Here is a 17095-nt window from a genome sequence, read left to right on the forward strand (position 1 = left end):
CCGCGCTTCTAACGAACGTCGGCCCCGAACAGCTCGTCGTAGTCGACGGTGGCTGTGCCGAGTTTGCCGACCACAATGCCTGCGGCCCGATTCGCAAGCGTTACGGCAGTGACGAGCGGCAGCTTCGCAGCAAGCATGACCGCCAACGTCGCGATCACGGTATCGCCCGCACCCGAGACGTCGAAGACCTCGCGCGCGACAGCCGGTGCAGTCAGCACGCTGCCTTCGGCCGTAAACAGCGTCATGCCTTCCTCCGAGCGCGTGAGCAACAGCGCTTCGATGTCGAGCGAAGCACGCAGCGCGTCGACGCGCTCGCGCAGGTCTTCCTCCGATTTCCACTGCCCCACGACCTCCCGCAACTCCGCGCGGTTCGGCGTAATCAACGTGGCCCCGCGGTAGCGCTCCCAGTCGTCGCCCTTCGGATCGACCAGCACAGGTTTGCCGGCAGCGCGCGCCTTCGCGATCATCTGCGTGACATGCGTCAAGCCGCCCTTCGCGTAATCGGACAGCAGCACGACATCGTGCGAAGCGAGCAGTGCGTCAAAGCGCACGAGGCCCGCCAGCAACGCTTCGTGCGCCGGCGTTTTTTCGAAGTCGACGCGCAGCAACTGCTGCTGGCGCGAGAGCACGCGCAGCTTGATCGTCGTCGGCAAGTCGGGATCGCGCTCGAGATGCGTCGCAACGCCGCTATCCTTGAGCAATTCGACAATGCGCTCGCCGGGCTCGTCATGGCCGACGACGCAGAGCAGACCCGCCCGCGCGCCGAGCGCCGCCACGTTGCGCGCGACGTTCGCGGCGCCGCCCAGCCGGTCCTCCTGACGCTGCACATGCACGACCGGCACAGGCGCTTCGGGGGAAATGCGGTTGACGTCGCCGAACCAATAGCGATCGAGCATGACGTCGCCGACGATCAGGACACGGGCCTCGCCGAGCCGCTCGCGCGACACGCGGGCGGCGCCGGCCAGGCTCGTCGCCGCTCGGCTCGACGGCTCGGGCGTCGCGTCAGGCGCGCGCATCGGGTGCGGTTTCGAGTTGGACATAGGGGCGTCCGATTGCGTAGTAGTCGATGCCAAGTTCGGCCATCGCCAGCGGTTCGTAAAGGTTGCGGCCGTCGAAGATGACAGGCGCCTTCAGCACCGATTTCAAGTGGGTGAAATCGGGGCTCTTGAATTCCTTCCATTCGGTCACGATGACGAGCGCATCGGCGCCCGCAAGCGTTTCGTCCTGCGACGTCGCAAACGTCAGGCGAGAGAGCGCGTCAGGCGCGTCGGCCAAATCGAGCGGGAAAACGCGCCGCGCTTCGTCGAGCGCCACGGGATCGTACGCGCGTACCTGAGCGCCGCGCGCGAGCAGCGCCGCGATCAGGCGCCGGCTCGGCGCCTCGCGCATGTCGTCGGTGTTCGGTTTGAATGCGAGCCCCCACACCGCGAACGTGCGCCCCGTCAGATCCTCGCCGAGACGCTGCACGATCTTTTCGACCAGCACCTGCTTCTGGTCGTGATTGACCTCTTCGACCGCTTCGAGAATGCGCAGACGCTGCCCATTCTCGGCGGCCGTACGGACGAGCGCCTGCACATCCTTCGGAAAGCACGAGCCGCCATAGCCCACTCCCGCGTACAGGAAGTGGTAGCCGATACGCGGATCCGAACCGATGCCGCGCCGCACCGCCTCGATGTCGGCGCCGACGCGATCGGCCAGATTCGACATTTCGTTCATGAACGAAATACGCGTCGCGAGCATCGCGTTGGCCGCGTATTTCGTGAACTCGGCCGAGCGCACATCCATGTAGAGCGTGCGCTCATGGTTGCGGTTGAAGGGAGCGTACAGCCGCTTCATCTTTTCGCGCGCGCGCAGGCCCGCTTCGTCGTCGTCGATACCGATGACAATGCGGTCGGGCCGCATGAAATCGTCGACGGCGGCGCCTTCCTTCAAAAACTCGGGATTCGAAACGACCGAGAACCGATGCGCTGCGCTATCGCCCAGGCCGCGCGCTTCGAGTTCGGCCGCGATCACGGCGCGTACGCGTTCGGCCGTTCCGACCGGCACCGTCGATTTGTCGACGACAACTTTGAAGCCGTTCGAGTAGCGCCCGATATTGCGTGCCGCTTCGAGCACGTATTGCAGATCGGCCGAGCCGTCTTCGTCGGGTGGCGTGCCGACGGCGATGAATTGCACGTCCCCATGTTCCACGCTCGCCTTCACATCGGTGGAGAACGTAATGCGGCCATGCGCTCGCGTGCGCGCGATGATCTCCTGCAACCCCGGCTCGTGGATCGGCACGCCACCACTGTTGAGGATATCGATCTTGCGCGGATCGACATCGAGGCAAAACACGTCGTTGCCGATTTCGGCCAGGCAGGCGCCCGTGACGAGACCGACGTAGCCGGTCCCGATGATGGTGATTTTCATAGGCGTTCCGATAATGAATGCATCAGGCTTGCGACGCAATGGGCTCTATACGGCGCGGCGCATAGGTTTCCCAGCCGCTGCAGCCGGGACACTGCCAATAGAAGAGACGCGCCCGGAAACCGCAATTCTGGCATGTATAGCGTGGCAGATTTTTGGTGCGCTGCTTGATCAGCGTCCGCATCAACTCCAATTCTCCGCGCCGCGGCTCGTCGGCCGATTCGATTTGCGCGTCGAGCAGACGCGTCATGCCGGCGAGGTTCGGCGCAGCTTGCATCTGCGCGCGCGCCAGCGCATGAGCCGCCTCGGCGCCGCATAGTTGCGCGACATGCGGATAAGCGACATCGAGCAGATCGCTCGAGCCGTACTGTTCGACATAGCCTCTGAGCAGCGCCGCGCCCTCCTGCGGACGCGAAAGCGCCGCGTAGGCTTTCATCAGTTTTTCGGCGACAAGCGGCAAATAGGAAGGGTTTTGCGTTTCGACGCGACGCCATGCATCGATCGCCGCGCCATGGTCGCCACGTGTCTGCGCGACATCCCCGCGCAGAATCGTCGCGCGCACATTGCCCGGATTGGCTTGCAGCGCAAGGTCCAATTGTATTGCCGCCTCTGCTGCGTCCTGGCGCTGCAACGCCTCTTGCGCAAGCTCGCAATAAAACTGCGAGATCTCTTTGCCGAGGGGATCGGCACCCATCGTTTCGAGCCGGTGCGCCGCGTCGATCGCTTTGACCCAGTCTTTCTCGATTTCGTAGATCGTCAGCAGCGCACGCTGGGCGTCGCGTGCATATTCCCCGGCGTCGAGCCGGCGCAGCGCTTCTTCCGCACGATCGAGCAGACCCGCCTTCAGGAAGTCCTGGCCCAGTTCGAACAGCGCATGATCACGCTCGTTCACGGGCAAATCGGCGCGGCTCAGCAGGTTCTGGTGAATCCGGATCGCGCGGTCGGTTTCGCCGCGCCGACGAAACAGGTTACCGAGCGCGAAATGAAGCTCGATTGTCTCCGGATCGAGCTTGACGACTTCGATGAACGCATCGATGGCCTGATCCGGCTGCTCGTTCAGCAGAAAATTCAAGCCGCGGAAATAAGACCGCGGCAAATTCGCGCTTTCGGACAACAGTGCCTTCAAGTCGTAGCGCGACGCCATCCATCCGAACGCAAAAGCGACGGGAACGGCGAGCAGCCACCAAAAATCGAGATCCATGCGAAGGGTCGGAAAGGCGTGAGTAAAAGGAGCGCGAGGCGGCCCCGTCCTTAGATGACGGGCGGCATCGGCGGCTCGACGACGACAGCCGGCGTCTGCTCGCGTGCGATACGCAGGTCGCGCCGCAAGCGGCCATTTTCGAGCTTCAGACGCACGACTGCGGGCAGCGCCGAGACCAGCCCGGCAAGCAGGCCGACAGCAAAAAATCCGAGACCGATCAGGATCAGCGGCGCTTGCCATGCGTATCCGGCGAAGGTGATCGTGGTGCTCTGCGTATTGCCTAGCGCGAGAACGAGCAGCACGACGAACACAAGCACACGGACCAACCAGACGATAAATTTCATGAACGCTCTCTCGACGTCGAATGCGGTTGTTCTTGTGGCGCCCGGTGCGCAGGCGGCTCATGCGACGCGGCTCAGTGCCCGGCAATGATGTCCGACGCAACGGCGCCCGACGCAACGGCGCCCGACGCAACGGCGCCCGACGCAACGGCGCCCGACGCAGCGGCGCCCGACGCAACGGCGCCCGACGCGCCGGCACCCGCACAAAAGTGCCCGTATTGTAATGGAAAGGATGTCGGGCCGGCCGCCCTGGCTGGCCCGCGAAGCCGAACCCAGACCGTCGCGCTGTCCGGCGAGAGCAGGACGAGCGCGTTCCGTGCCCGCCACACCCTCATCGACGCGCGTCCCGAGGCAGTAGTCGGCCACTGGAGCATCGAACCCGATGAACCAATAAAAAAGCGCCCGAAGGCGCCTTTTCGAAACGTTTGCCGGTTTTCACTGTGGGCCGTGGCGTCGACGATGCGACGGCAGCGTCACTCTTCGCACAGCACATCGCGCCCGCTCGGGGCGCGCCGCGCTTAGAGATCGTCGTCCGCCTGGCCGAGCTTCAACGGCTCGCCAGCCCGACCGTCCACCCGCTCGCGCAATTCCTTGCCGGGCTTGAAGTGAGGCACGTGCTTTTCAGGCACCTCCACCTTCTCACCCGATTTGGGATTACGCCCGACGCGGGACGGACGACGGTTCAGACCGAAGCTGCCGAAGCCGCGAATTTCGATGCGATTGCCTTTGGCCAAAGCCTCCGACATCGCATCGAGCATCGTCTTGACCGCGAAATCCGCATCCTTGAGAACAAGTTGCGGAAATCGCGCTGCCAACTGGGCGACCAATTCCGATTTGGTCATACTGCGGCAGACCTCTCAACGCTTACTGATTTTGGCCGTCAAGCTTGGCCTTGAGCAGCGCGCCGAGGTTCGTCGTGCCCGATGCCGCCGAGCTCGTGTCGGCCGCCAGGCCGCGGATCGCTTCTTGCTGCTCAGCGGAATCCTTGGCCTTGATCGACAGGTTGATGCCACGCGACTTGCGATCGATGTTGATGATCATCGCATTGACCTTGTCGCCTTCCTTCAGCACGTTGCGAGCATCTTCGACGCGGTCTTGCGCGATTTCCGACGCACGCAGGTAGCCTTCGACCTCAGCCGACAGCGCAACGACTGCACCCTTGGCATCCACCGTCTTCACCGTGCCGTCGACGATCGAGCCCTTGTCGTTCATGGCAACGAAGTTGCTGAACGGATCGCCTTCGAGCTGCTTGATGCCGAGCGAGATGCGTTCCTTCTCGACGTCGATGCCGAGCACGACCGCTTCCACTTCGTCGCCCTTCTTGTACTTGCGCACAGCCTCTTCGCCGGTTTCGCTCCACGACAGATCCGACAGGTGGACCAAGCCGTCGATACCACCAGGCAGACCGATGAACACGCCGAAGTCGGTGATCGACTTGATGGCGCCGCTGATCTTGTCGCCCTTCTTGAAGTTGCGGCTGAAGTCGTCCCAAGGATTCGGCTTGCACTGCTTCATGCCGAGGCTGATACGACGACGATCTTCGTCGATCTCGAGCACCATGACTTCGACTTCGTCGCCGAGCTGAACGACCTTCGACGGAGCGACGTTCTTGTTCGTCCAGTCCATTTCCGAAACGTGGACGAGGCCCTCGATGCCCGATTCCACTTCGACGAACGCGCCGTAATCGGTGATGTTCGTGACCTTGCCGAACAGACGCGTACCCGACGGGTAGCGACGCGAGATGCCTTCCCACGGATCGTCGCCGAGTTGCTTGATACCCAGCGAGACGCGGTTCTTCTCTTGGTCGAACTTGAGGATCTTGGCCGTGACTTCCTGGCCGACCGACAGCACTTCGCTCGGGTGACGCACGCGACGCCATGCGATGTCGGTGATGTGCAGCAGACCGTCGATGCCGCCGAGGTCGACGAACGCACCGTAATCGGTGATGTTCTTGACCACGCCGTTGACGATCGCGCCTTCCTTCAGCGTCTCGAGCAGCTTCGCGCGCTCTTCGCCTTGCGTCGCCTCGATGACGGCGCGGCGCGACAGCACGACGTTGTTACGCTTGCGGTCGAGCTTGATGACGCGGAACTCGAGCGTCTTGCCTTCGTACGGCGTCGTGTCCTTGACGGGACGCGTATCGACGAGCGAACCCGGCAGGAACGCGCGGATGCCGTTGACCATGACGGTCATGCCGCCCTTGACCTTGCCCGTGATCGTGCCGGTCACGAGTTCGTTGTTGTCGAGCGCCTTTTCCAGCGACAGCCACGATGCCAGACGCTTGGCCTTGTCGCGCGACAGGATCGTGTCGCCATAGCCGTTTTCGAGCGCGTCGATCGCGACCGAAACGAAGTCGCCCGCCTGCACTTCTACCTCGCCCGCGTCATTCAGGAACTCTTCGAGCGGGATGTAGGCTTCGGACTTGAGACCCGCATTGACGACCACGAAGTTGTGGTCGACACGCACGACTTCGGCGGAAATCACTTCGCCGGCGCGCATGTCTTGCTTGGTCAGCGACTCTTCGAAGAGGGCCGCAAATGATTCGGTGTTCGGGTTGGAAGTTTGCAGGTCGGACATAAAAATCGTAAATGCATGGCTTCGCGAGTGGTCTCGAGAATCAGGGCCGGCAGCCTGGCCGGACACGCTGCGACATCGATGCGAGCGCCATACGGGGTTAAGGGTTGATTCCACGCCTGAAACGCCGACTGACGTTCCGGGCACCACCTACCGCTCCCGATACCATCCCACCACTTCTTCGACCGCCTGGTCGATCGATAGCGAAGAGGTATCGAGCAGCTTTGCGTCTGCCGCGGGCTTGAGCGGCGCGACGGCGCGATTGCTGTCGCGCTCGTCCCGGTCGCGCAAATCCCGGAGCAAGTTCTCCATACTAGCAGAAAAGCCTTTTTGGATCAATTGCTTATGCCGTCTGGCCGCGCGCGCTTCCACGCTGGCCGTCAAAAACACCTTGAGCACCGCGTCCGGGAAGATGACGGTGCCCATGTCGCGCCCGTCGGCAACGAGCCCCGGCTCCTTGCGAAACGCCCGCTGACGCGCCACCAGCGCCGCGCGCACGTCCTGGTGGACGGCGATCGCCGACGCCCGGTTACCGACTTCCTCGGCGCGGATCTCGCTCGACACGTCGACGCCGTCGAGTTGCGCGCAGCCTTCCCGAAACGTAATGTGCAGGTCGCTTACGAGCGCGGCGAGCGCTTCATGGTCGGCGGGCGCGATGCCGTAACGCACGCTCGCAAGGGCGGCGAGCCGGTACAGCGCACCGCTGTCCAGCAGATGAAAGCCGAGTCGGGCGGCGACGAGCGCCGCAACGGTGCCCTTGCCGGAAGCGGTCGGGCCGTCGATAGCGATGACGGGAGTCTGGTGAAAAGGACGGGTCGGTTTCATCTAAGGAGAGCAGATCAAGCGCGAACGAGCGACTTGAAGCGGTCAAAATATTCGGGAAAAGTCTTGCCGACGCACTTCGGGTCGTTGATGCGTACCGGCACGCCGCCGAGCGAAACCAGCGAAAAGCACATCGCCATGCGGTGATCGTCGTAGGTGTCGATCTGCGCGTTCGGCGTGAGCCGCGCGGGCGGCGTGACGACGAGGAAGTCTGCGCCCTCCTCGATCGTGGCCCCCACCTTGCGCAGCTCCTTGGCCATCGCCGCGATGCGATCGGTCTCCTTCACGCGCCAACTGCCGATATTGCGCAGCACGGTCGTGCCGCGAGCGAACAGCGCACAAACGGCGATCGTCATTGCCGCATCGGGAATCAGGTTGAAATCCATGTCGACCGCTTCGAGCTGACCGTGATCGTGGCCCACGCCGCGCACCTCGATCCAGTCTTGCGCGATCGTGACGTTCGCACCCATCGCGGTCAGTGCGTCGGCAAACGCGACGTCGCCCTGAATGCTGTCGCGGCCAACGCCGGCGACGCGCACAGGGCCGCCCCCGATCGCACCGGCGGCCAGGAAGTACGACGCCGAAGAAGCATCCCCCTCCACCATGATCGTCCCGGGTGACTGATAGCGCATGCCGGCAGGCACCGTAAAGCGCTGCCAGCCTTCGCGCGCGACCGTCACGCCGAAGCGCGCCATGAGCTTGATCGTGATTTCGATGTAGGGCTTCGAAATCAGCTCGCCCTCGACTTCGACGACGATCTCGCCGCTCTTGCTGCGCACGAGCGGAAGTGTCATCAAAAGCGCCGTCAGAAACTGGCTCGAAACGTCGCCGCGCACGCGGATCGGCTCCTCGACGGCGATCGCGCCGGCACGGATGCGCAGCGGCGGATAGCCCTCGTTCGCCTCGTAATCGATGCGTGCGCCAATCTGGCGCAGCCCGTCGACGAGATCGCCGATCGGCCGCTCATGCATGCGCGGCACGCCGTGCACGCGGTAGTCGCCGCCATTGACGGCGAGCGCCGCGGTCAGCGGACGGATCGCCGTGCCGGCATTGCCGAGAAAGAGATCGGCCGTTTTCGCCTGGAACGCACCGCGCGTGCCCTGTACGACGCAGACGTCGGCGTCAGCGTCGCGCGTCAATTTGACGCCGAGCTTCTCGAGCGCCGCAAGCATCACGCGCGTGTCGTCCGAATCGAGCAGGTTCGAAATCTTCGTCTCGCCTTCGGCAAGCGCTGCCAGCAAGAGCACCCGATTCGAAATGCTTTTCGAGCCGGGCAGATTGACCGTGCCCTGCGCGCGCGAATACGGTCCGAGATCGAGGTAATCCATGAGATGTCCTTTTATTTCGGGGCAAGACCGACGGGGACGCCGGCTTGGGCACCGCGCTCCTGCCATTGCCGACGGGCTTCGCGCGAACGGGCGAATACGGCCTCGAGTGCCGCGCCATCGCCGGCGACGATCGCTGCGCGCAAGCGCGCCAGCACGTCCGTGTAGCCGTCGAGTTCGTCGACGAGCGCTTCGCGGTTGGCCAGGCAGACATCGCGCCACATTTCGGGACTCGAGGCCGCGATGCGCGTGAAGTCGCGAAAACCGCCGGCCGCGAACGAGAATTTCAGCGCCGCGTCAGGCGTGTTCAAAATGCGCTCGACGAGCGCGAACGACAGCAAATGCGGCAGATGGCTGACAGAGGCAAACACGCGGTCGTGCTGTTCGTGGCTCATCGTGCTGACGATCGCCCCTGTCGCACGCCAAAGCGATTCGATGCGCTCGACGTCTTGCGGGCGGTTCTCGGCAAGCGGGCACAGCACGACGTTGCGTCCGACATAAAGATCGGGCAACGCCGCTTCGACGCCGCTCGACTCGCGCCCGGCAATCGGGTGGCCCGGGACGAACTGCGCGGCCCGGGCGCCAAGCGCGGCGCGCGCCGCGCCGACGACGTCCGACTTGGTGCTGCCTGCATCGGTGACGATCGTCTGTGTATCGAGGAACGCCGCGATGCGTTCGAGCAACGGCTGCGTCTGCGCGACGGGCGCGGCAAGCAGGACGAAATCGGCGCCGGCCAGCGCGGCCGCCAGCCCGGCGTCGTCATCGAGCGCCGCGACTTCGTCGACGACGCCGAGCGCGAGGGCTCGCTCGACGGACGCACGAGACCGGCCGACGCCGACGATGCGCCCGCATCGGGCCGCACCGGCGCGCTCGCGCAGCGCGCGAGCCAGCGAGCCCCCAATGAGCCCCACGCCGATGATCACGAGTTTGTCGAAAGTGCAAACGGTCACGCGTTACTCGCAAGCTGAAAAATGGCGCGCACAAGGCGCGCGACACTGACCATGGTCAGCCAGGCTCGATATTCGTCGCGCAATCAACCCTGCGCGAGCGCCTTCCCTAGGGCAGCGATGAACGCCTCGTTTTCCTCGGGCAGGCCGATCGTCACACGCAGCCACTGCGGCAGCCCATAGTTGCCGACCGGGCGAACGATCACGCCTTGCCGGAGCAGGGCGAGGTTCACGCGTGCGCCGGCGCCGTCGTCGTTGCCGACGCGCACGAGCACGAAGTTGCCGAACGACGGCACGTATTCGAGGCCGAGCGTGTCGAACGCCTCGGCCAGACGACGATAACCCGTTGCATTCAACTCGGCGGTCCGTTCGAGGAACGCGGCATCGCCGAGCGCGGCGATGGCCGCCGCCTGCGCGATCGTGTTGACGTTGAACGGTTGCCGCAGTCGATTCAGCAAATCGGTCAGTTCGGGCTGAGCGATCGCGAACCCGACGCGCAGCCCCGCAAGGCCGAACGCCTTCGAGAACGTGCGTGAAACGACCAGGTTCGGATAGCGACGCACCCACGCGATCGAATCGTAGCGATGCCGGGCCGCAAGATATTCGGTGTAAGCCTCGTCGAGCACGACGACCACGCGCCTGGGCACCCGTTCGAGAAATGCTTCGAGCGCAGGGCCTTCGATAAACGTGCCGGTCGGGTTGTTCGGGTTGGCGATGAACACCAGCCGCGTGTCGTCTTCGATCGCCGCAAGCATGGCGTCGAGGTCATGTCCGTAATCGACGGCGGGGACGACGATCGCGCGCGCGCCGAGACCCTGCGTGGCGAGCGCGTAGACGGCGAACGAATACTGCGAATAGACGACCGATTGCCCTTTCTCGACGAACGCATGCGCGGCGATTTCGAGGATGTCGTTGCTGCCGTTGCCGAGCGTGATCCATTCGGCTGGCACCCCATAGCGCGCCGCGAGCGCGGCCTTGAGCTCGAAGGCGTTCGCGTCGGGATAACGCCCCAGCTCGGCGGCCGCCCGCGTCATGGCGGTTTGCGCCGACTCGGGTATGCCAAGCGGGTTTTCGTTCGAAGCCAGCTTCACGATGCGTGCTTCGTCGAGCCCGAATTCGCGCGCAACCTCCGAAATCGGCTTGCCGGCGACGTACGGCGCGATCTCGCGCACGTAGGAAGGGCCATACTGCATTGTCATGTTGATCTCCAAAGCGGGCGGTGGGGATTCACGAGATCCAGCGATGCGAGCCGGCATGCGCTCTGGCAAGCGAGCCGCTCGCAGCTCCGACGGCGGCACACGCCCGTGCCCGCATTAACGCGAGCGCGGATAGGAACCGAGGATCTTGAGGAACGCGGCCTTTTTCTCCAGCTCGGCGAGCGCCGCAGCGACGGACGCATCCTCGCGATGACCTTCCACATCGATGTAAAAGTAGTACTCCCAGGTGCCGACACGCGCCGGCCGTGACTCGAAGCGCGTCATCGACACGCCGTGACGGGCCAGCGGCTCGAGCAACTTGAACACTGCGCCCGGCTCGTTCTTCACCGAGACGATCAGAGACGTTTGGTCGTGCCCGCTGCGGCCCGCCGGCGCGTGGCCGATCATGACGAAACGCGTGCGATTGTGCGGGTCGTCCTGAATCACCGGATGCGCGATCTGCAGCCCGTAAAACGAAGCCGCGCGATCGCTGGCGATCGCCGCCACCGTTGGATCGTGAGCGGCCATGCGCGCTGCTTCGGCGTTGCTCGAAACCGCTTGCCGCTCGACGTGCGGCAGGTGCGTCGCGAGCCAGCGCTGACATTGCGCAAGCGCCTGCGCATGCGCACAGACCCGGGCGATGCCCGTCAGCGCTCCGCTTTGCGTGAGCAGGTTGTGCCGGATCGGCAACGCGAGCTCGCCGCCGATCAACAACCGGGACTGCAGCAGCAAATCCAGCGTGCGCGACACCGCACCTTCGCTCGAATTTTCGACCGGCACGACGCCGAACTCGGCGCCGCCCGCCTCGACCGAGCGAAACACCTCGTCGATCGACAGGCACGGCAAGCCTTCGATCGAATGACCGAAGTACTCGTACATCGCCTCTTCGCTATAGGTGCCCGCGGGGCCGAGATACGCCGCCGTGACGGGGTGCTCGAGCGCGCGGCTTGCGGCCATGATCTCGCGCCAGATCGCGCTGATGTGATCGCCCGCAAGCGGTCCCGCGCTCATGCCTTGCAAGCGCGAGATGACCTGCTGCTCCCGCTCGGGCCGGAATACGGGCGCGTTGTACTGCTTTTTGACCTCGCCCACTTCGAGCGCGATCGCCGCGCGCTGGTTGAGCAGCGCGATAAGCTGCTCGTCAATCGCATCGATTCGATCGCGCAGCGGCTTCAGTTTTGAATTGAGTTCGTCGTCCATGCGTAAAACGGCTGAGTATCGAAAACAAGCGGCTTTTCGGCCGCCCCGTCCCGCGCGATTCAGGCGCGAGTCCGTTCGAATTCCAACATGTACTCGACCAGCGCTTTGACGCCTTCGAGCGGCACCGCGTTGTAGATCGACGCCCGCATGCCGCCGACGGACTTGTGGCCCTTGAGCTGCATCAGCCCGCGCGCCTTCGCGCCGGCCAGGAAATCTTCGTTGCGCGATTCGTCCGCGAGGAAGAACGGTACGTTCATCCGCGAACGCGACTCGCGTTCCACCTTGTTCATGTAGAAGCTGCTCGCGTCGATCGTGTCGTAAAGCAGCTTCGATTTCTGGAGGCTGCGCGCCTCCATTTCCGTCACCCCGCCCTGCCGCTTGAGCCACTTGAAGACGAGGCCCGCGATGTAGATCGCGTACGTGGGCGGCGTGTTGTACATCGAATTGTTTTCGGCAACGATGCGCCATTCGAATGCCGACGGGCAAATCGATAGCGCGCGGTCAAGCAGATCCTCGCGCACGATGACGATCGTCAACCCGGCCATGCCGATATTCTTCTGCGCGCCGCCGAACAGCACGCCGTATTTGGCGATATCGAGCGGGCGCGAGAGCACATGCGACGAGATGTCCGCCACGAGCGGAATATCGCCGAGATCGGGGATCTCGAACGTCTCGACACCATGGATCGTCTCATTCGTGCACAGGTGGACGTAGGCCGGATCGTCCGACAATTGCCACTCGCTGCGCCGCGGAGCGCGTGTAAAGCCATCCGCCGTCTCGCCGCTCGCGGCAAGATGCGGCTTGCAGTACTTCCCTGCTTCCTTGAACGACTTTTGCGACCACGATCCCGTGATGACGAAATCGGCTACGTCCCGCTTGCCGAGCATATTCATCGGCACGATCGCGTTCTCGCCGAGCCCGCCGCCCTGCAGGAACAGCACGCGGTGGCTGGCTGGCACCTGCATCAGATCGCGCAGGTCGGTCAGCGCCTCTTCATGGATCGACATGAACTCGCGGCCGCGGTGGCTCATTTCCATCACACTCATGCCGCTGCCGTGCCAATCGAGCATCTCGTCGGCCGCCTGACGCAACACCTCTTCGGGCAAAGCCGCTGGCCCGGCCGCGAAATTGAAGACGCGCATCGTGAGAACCTCTGCAAATGGATGAATGGACGCGAGCCGCGGCCCTCGCCGCCAACGGAACGCGCCGGCGCATTCCTCAAATAGATAATGGCCGTTCGCGCATTTCGCGCAAACGGCCATTATCGCACCGCCGACCGAAAACCGCTTGAGCAGGCCCCAAAACCGGCCTACATCAACAGGCCCAAGCGGGCCTGTGCGGCTTACTTGCCCGGCTTGACCGCGGCGACTTCCTTATCGGCTTGCGTGCGCGTGGCCTGGATCGATTGCGGCATGTACTTCTGCATCAACCCGCCGACGACATCGCGGCCGACCTGGTCTTGCACCTGAATGAACTTGCGACCCGTCGGGCTCTTGTAGAACGTCGTCAGATCCTTGATTTCCTGCGTCGAATAGTACTTCGCGTAAGCGTCGTACTGCGCTTGCATGGCGTCCTGACGGAAAGCGTCCGTCGTGAACACCTGGCCCGCGGAATCAACGAGCTTCTGCACGGCAGTCTTCTGCAGCGCCGGCACGGCCGCCTGCTTTTGCTTGTCGCTCAGCGTCTTATTCTCCGAGAGCGCTTCCGAAAGGATTTCAGGCACGTACTGCTTGGCTTGCATCTGCGCGCTGTTGCCAATCGCGCCGACGAGCTTTTGCGCGTCGATCGCTTCGAGCAGTTCCTTGATCGCAGCCTGCTTGGCCGGATCGACCGGCGCAGCGGCCGCAGCAGCGGAAGACGCCGGCGCCTGGGACTGGAGCGCTTGCGCCATTGCGAAAGTCGGCACGAAAGCAGCCAGCAGCATCCATTGCTTGAATCGTAGTTGCATCATCACTCCCTCTAAAAAATGAATCGTCAGCGCGCGAAGCCCGTCAGGCCCGGTGCGATGCAGCGCCACGGTCGACCGCGGCCAGCATGTTCACCGATAGCGCGATCGCTCGTGCGGTTCGTTGTCTTTCGTCAAAAACCAAGGGCTGCGCCGTGCGACACGCACAGCGGGCGAAAACTGCCGCACGCCCGCCACCCGTTGCCGCTCCGCGCGCATATTACTGCGCGTCGTCCTCGCCCGCTTCCTCGTCGGCCGCCGCACCGTCGACATCGACGTCGATATCGACATCCGGATCGGCTTCGGCGATTTGCTGAAGGCCGGACAGCTTCGTACCCTCGTCAAGGCTGATGAGTGTAACACCCTGAGTCGCCCGGCCCATCTCACGAATCTCCGCCACACGTGTGCGAATTAACACACCGGTGGTGGTGATCAGCATGATCTGGTCGTCGGCGTCGACGAGCGTGGCGGCGACCACCTTGCCGTTACGCTCGGATGTCTGGATTGCGATCATGCCCTTGGTGCCGCGCCCGTGCCGCGTGTACTCCGTGATCGGCGTGCGCTTGCCGTAGCCGTTTTCGGTGGCAGTCAGCACCGACTGCGTCTCGCTGCCGGCCACGAGCATCGCGATGACCTGCTGCCCCTCTTCCAACTGCATACCCCGCACGCCGCGCGCCTCGCGGCCCATCGGGCGCACGTCGTTCTCGTCGAAGCGGACGGCCTTGCCGGCGTCGGAAAACAGCATGACGTCGTGCTGGCCGTCGGTGATGTCCGCGCCGATCAGGTAATCGCCCTCATCGAGACCGACCGCAATGATACCTTTGCGCAATGGTCTGCTGAAAGCCTCGAGTGGCGTCTTCTTGACCGTGCCCAGCGCAGTGGCCATGAAGACGAACTTGTCGGCCGAGAATTCCTTGACCGGCAGCACCACGTTGATCTTCTCGCCTTCCTGCAGCGGGAACATATTGACGATCGGGCGGCCGCGCGAGTTCCGCGATCCCTGCGGCACTTCGTACACTTTGACCCAATAGACGCGGCCGCGATTCGAGAAGCACAGAATATGATCGTGCGTGTTCGCAATGAACAACGTATCGATCCAATCGTCTTCCTTCATTTGCGTGGCCTGCTTTCCGCGCCCGCCGCGCTTTTGCGCCCGGTACTCGGAAAGCGGCTGCGACTTCACATAGCCCGAGTGCGACATCGTCACGACCATGTCCTGCGGCGTGATCAGATCCTCGGTATTGAGCTCGGTGGCGTTCAGCTCGATCTTCGAACGGCGCGCATCGCCGAATTCCGCTTTCACCGACGTGAGTTCGTCGCCGATGATGGCCGTAATCCGTTCGGGCCGCGCGAGAATGTCGAGCAGATCAGCAATTTGAGCCATGACTTCACGGTATTCGCCGATGATCTTGTCTTGCTCGAGCCCGGTCAGGCGCTGCAAACGCATTTGCAGGATTTCCTGCGCCTGCGTGTCGGACAGCTTGTACAGGCCGTCGCCTTGCATGCCGAAGGCCGGATTCAGCCCCTCGGGACGGTAAGCCTCGCGCCCGCCGGCTGCCGCGTTCTCGCTCTCGGCGCGCGCCAGCATGTCGCGCACGAGCGACGAATCCCACGCGCGCGCCATCAATTCCTGCTTGGCGATAGGCGGCGTCGGCGCGGCCTTGATGATCGCGATGAATTCGTCGATGTTCGCCAGTGCGACGGCCAAGCCTTCCAGGACATGCCCGCGTTCCCGCGCCTTGCGCAATTCGTATACAGTGCGCCGCGTCAGCACCTCGCGCCGGTGCGACAGGAACGCGTCAAGCATCTCCTTCAGGTTCAGGAGCTTCGGCTGGCCGTCGACGAGCGCCACCATATTCATGCCGAACGTGTCCTGCAGCTGCGTTGCCTTGTAGAGATTGTTGAGGACGACCTCGGGCACTTCGCCGCGCTTGAGCTCGATGACGACGCGCATCCCGCTCTTGTCGGATTCGTCACGGATATCGGAAATGCCTTCGAGCTTCTTTTCGTTGACGAGCTCGGCGATCCGCTCGAGCAGCGAGCGCTTGTTAACCTGATAGGGCAGCTCGTCGACGATGATCGCCATGCGCTGGCCGCGGTCGATCTCCTCGAAGTGGGTGGCCGCGCGCATGACGACGCGGCCGCGCCCCGTGCGGTAGCCGTCGCGCACGCCGGCCACGCCATAGATGATGCCCGCCGTCGGGAAATCGGGCGCGGGGATGATTTCGATGAGCTCGTCGACGCTGGCCTGCGGATTCTTCAGCAGATGATGGCAGGCGTCGACGACTTCGTTCAGATTGTGCGGCGGGATGTTCGTCGCCATCCCGACCGCAATGCCCGAGGAGCCGTTGATCAGCAGATTGGGAAGGCGCGCCGGCAGAATCAGTGGCTCGTTCTCGCTACCGTCGTAGTTCGGCCCGAAATCGACGGTTTCCTTGTCGATGTCGGCCAGCAGCTCGTGACCGATCTTCGCCATGCGGATCTCGGTGTATCGCATGGCAGCGGCATTGTCGCCATCGATCGAGCCGAAATTGCCCTGGCCGTCCACGAGCATGTAGCGCAGCGAGAAGTCCTGCGCCATGCGAACGATCGTGTCGTAAACAGCGGTATCGCCGTGCGGATGGTATTTACCGATGACGTCGCCGACGATACGCGCCGACTTCTTGTACGCGCGGTTCCAGTCGTTGTTGAGCTCGTGCATCGCATACAGCACGCGGCGATGCACCGGCTTCAGGCCGTCCCGGACGTCGGGGAGCGCGCGTCCCACGATCACGCTCATGGCGTAATCGAGATACGAACGGCGCATTTCCTCTTCGAGGGAGATCGGCAGAGTCTCTTTGGCGAATTGATCCATTATCCGTATCGTTTTCGGGGCGCGAGCGAAGCGAAAAACCGAAAAACCCAGCCGACCGCCCGCTCCCGCTGACCCGGCAGGAGGCGCCGGGCATCACGCGATTCTAACATGGCCAGCATCCCCGCCCGGGGCCATGCATGTACTCCCCCTATGCACGCCCCGGCGGCGCGCCCCAGAAACGCCCGTCGCGCGCGTTCGCCGCCGCACGCCGACATCTGCCGACGTCTGCCGACGTCTGCCGAAATCAATTGTTACGACTTTGTTGTGCGCGTGGGCATGTATCG

The 17095-nt window shown here is 63.6% G+C and carries 14 protein-coding genes; all 14 read right to left on the reverse strand.

The genetic code is table 11. From position 1 onward, the window contains the following. Window positions 1-8: 8 nt before the first annotated feature. Complete coding sequence (gene rfaE1 / locus C0Z19_RS12680) at window positions 9-1040, reverse strand: D-glycero-beta-D-manno-heptose-7-phosphate kinase (RefSeq protein WP_102610184.1); 1032 nt, start codon at window positions 1038-1040, stop codon at window positions 9-11. Further along, window positions 1003-2409 (reverse strand): UDP-glucose dehydrogenase family protein, encoded by a 1407-nt coding sequence (locus tag C0Z19_RS12685; RefSeq protein ID WP_102610185.1) that lies wholly within the window; start codon window positions 2407-2409, stop codon window positions 1003-1005. Before C0Z19_RS12685 ends, rfaE1 begins: the two co-directional genes overlap by 38 nt. Window positions 2410-2431: 22 nt before the next feature. Continuing rightward, entirely contained in the window at window positions 2432-3607 is a 1176-nt protein-coding gene (gene lapB, locus C0Z19_RS12690; RefSeq protein ID WP_102610186.1) for a lipopolysaccharide assembly protein LapB, read from the reverse strand. A 50-nt stretch (window positions 3608-3657) separates the two neighbouring features. Beyond that, window positions 3658-3951 carry a LapA family protein gene (locus C0Z19_RS12695; RefSeq protein WP_102610187.1) on the reverse strand — a complete coding sequence of 98 codons (294 nt, stop codon included), beginning with the start codon at window positions 3949-3951 and terminating at the stop codon, window positions 3658-3660. A 515-nt stretch (window positions 3952-4466) separates the two neighbouring features. Beyond that, the gene (locus tag C0Z19_RS12705; protein WP_102610189.1) at window positions 4467-4790 is read right to left on the reverse strand and encodes an integration host factor subunit beta; all 324 of its coding nucleotides are present in this window, start codon (window positions 4788-4790) and stop codon (window positions 4467-4469) included. A 22-nt stretch (window positions 4791-4812) separates the two neighbouring features. Then, window positions 4813-6525 (reverse strand): 30S ribosomal protein S1, encoded by a 1713-nt coding sequence (gene rpsA, locus C0Z19_RS12710; protein WP_102610190.1) that lies wholly within the window; start codon window positions 6523-6525, stop codon window positions 4813-4815. Window positions 6526-6672: 147 nt separating this feature from the next. Further along, window positions 6673-7347, reverse strand: a complete 675-nt coding sequence (gene cmk / locus C0Z19_RS12715; RefSeq protein ID WP_102610191.1) for a (d)CMP kinase — start codon at window positions 7345-7347, stop codon at window positions 6673-6675. Window positions 7348-7361: 14 nt separating this feature from the next. After that, window positions 7362-8672 carry a 3-phosphoshikimate 1-carboxyvinyltransferase gene (gene aroA, locus C0Z19_RS12720; RefSeq protein WP_102610192.1) on the reverse strand — a complete coding sequence of 437 codons (1311 nt, stop codon included), beginning with the start codon at window positions 8670-8672 and terminating at the stop codon, window positions 7362-7364. Between the two features lie 11 nt (window positions 8673-8683). Next, entirely contained in the window at window positions 8684-9619 is a 936-nt protein-coding gene (locus C0Z19_RS12725) for a prephenate dehydrogenase (protein ID WP_102610193.1), read from the reverse strand. Window positions 9620-9702: 83 nt separating this feature from the next. Then, window positions 9703-10815, reverse strand: coding sequence for a histidinol-phosphate transaminase (gene hisC, locus C0Z19_RS12730; protein ID WP_102610297.1), 1113 nt, complete (start codon window positions 10813-10815; stop codon window positions 9703-9705). 114 nt (window positions 10816-10929) lie between these two features. Further along, window positions 10930-12012, reverse strand: coding sequence for a prephenate dehydratase (pheA, locus tag C0Z19_RS12735; RefSeq protein WP_102610194.1), 1083 nt, complete (start codon window positions 12010-12012; stop codon window positions 10930-10932). Window positions 12013-12071: 59 nt separating this feature from the next. Then, complete coding sequence (gene serC / locus C0Z19_RS12740) at window positions 12072-13154, reverse strand: 3-phosphoserine/phosphohydroxythreonine transaminase (RefSeq protein ID WP_102610298.1); 1083 nt, start codon at window positions 13152-13154, stop codon at window positions 12072-12074. Between the two features lie 200 nt (window positions 13155-13354). Continuing rightward, window positions 13355-13960 (reverse strand): DUF2059 domain-containing protein, encoded by a 606-nt coding sequence (locus tag C0Z19_RS12745; RefSeq protein ID WP_102610299.1) that lies wholly within the window; start codon window positions 13958-13960, stop codon window positions 13355-13357. Between the two features lie 217 nt (window positions 13961-14177). Further along, a complete protein-coding gene (gene gyrA / locus C0Z19_RS12750) occupies window positions 14178-16811 on the reverse strand; it encodes a DNA gyrase subunit A (protein WP_102610195.1) in 2634 nt (877 codons plus the stop codon). Window positions 16812-17095 lie beyond the last annotated feature (284 nt).

Source organism: Trinickia soli (assembly GCF_002879855.1).
Taxonomy (GTDB): domain Bacteria; phylum Pseudomonadota; class Gammaproteobacteria; order Burkholderiales; family Burkholderiaceae; genus Trinickia; species Trinickia soli.

What these genes read in the sequence shown, in the direction of transcription:
- rpsA (WP_102610190.1), bottom strand. Translation starts at nt 6,525, where the DNA reads ATGTCCGACCTGCAAACTTCCAACCCGAACACCGAATCATTTGCGGCC.
- C0Z19_RS12685 (WP_102610185.1), bottom strand. Translation starts at nt 2,409, where the DNA reads ATGAAAATCACCATCATCGGGACCGGCTACGTCGGTCTCGTCACGGGC.
- gyrA (WP_102610195.1), bottom strand. Translation starts at nt 16,811, where the DNA reads ATGGATCAATTCGCCAAAGAGACTCTGCCGATCTCCCTCGAAGAGGAA.
- C0Z19_RS12705 (WP_102610189.1), bottom strand. Translation starts at nt 4,790, where the DNA reads ATGACCAAATCGGAATTGGTCGCCCAGTTGGCAGCGCGATTTCCGCAA.
- C0Z19_RS12695 (WP_102610187.1), bottom strand. Translation starts at nt 3,951, where the DNA reads ATGAAATTTATCGTCTGGTTGGTCCGTGTGCTTGTGTTCGTCGTGCTG.
- aroA (WP_102610192.1), bottom strand. Translation starts at nt 8,672, where the DNA reads ATGGATTACCTCGATCTCGGACCGTATTCGCGCGCGCAGGGCACGGTC.
- serC (WP_102610298.1), bottom strand. Translation starts at nt 13,154, where the DNA reads ATGCGCGTCTTCAATTTCGCGGCCGGGCCAGCGGCTTTGCCCGAAGAG.
- rfaE1 (WP_102610184.1), bottom strand. Translation starts at nt 1,040, where the DNA reads ATGTCCAACTCGAAACCGCACCCGATGCGCGCGCCTGACGCGACGCCC.
- C0Z19_RS12745 (WP_102610299.1), bottom strand. Translation starts at nt 13,960, where the DNA reads ATGCAACTACGATTCAAGCAATGGATGCTGCTGGCTGCTTTCGTGCCG.
- pheA (WP_102610194.1), bottom strand. Translation starts at nt 12,012, where the DNA reads ATGGACGACGAACTCAATTCAAAACTGAAGCCGCTGCGCGATCGAATC.
- lapB (WP_102610186.1), bottom strand. Translation starts at nt 3,607, where the DNA reads ATGGATCTCGATTTTTGGTGGCTGCTCGCCGTTCCCGTCGCTTTTGCG.
- hisC (WP_102610297.1), bottom strand. Translation starts at nt 10,815, where the DNA reads ATGACAATGCAGTATGGCCCTTCCTACGTGCGCGAGATCGCGCCGTAC.
- cmk (WP_102610191.1), bottom strand. Translation starts at nt 7,347, where the DNA reads ATGAAACCGACCCGTCCTTTTCACCAGACTCCCGTCATCGCTATCGAC.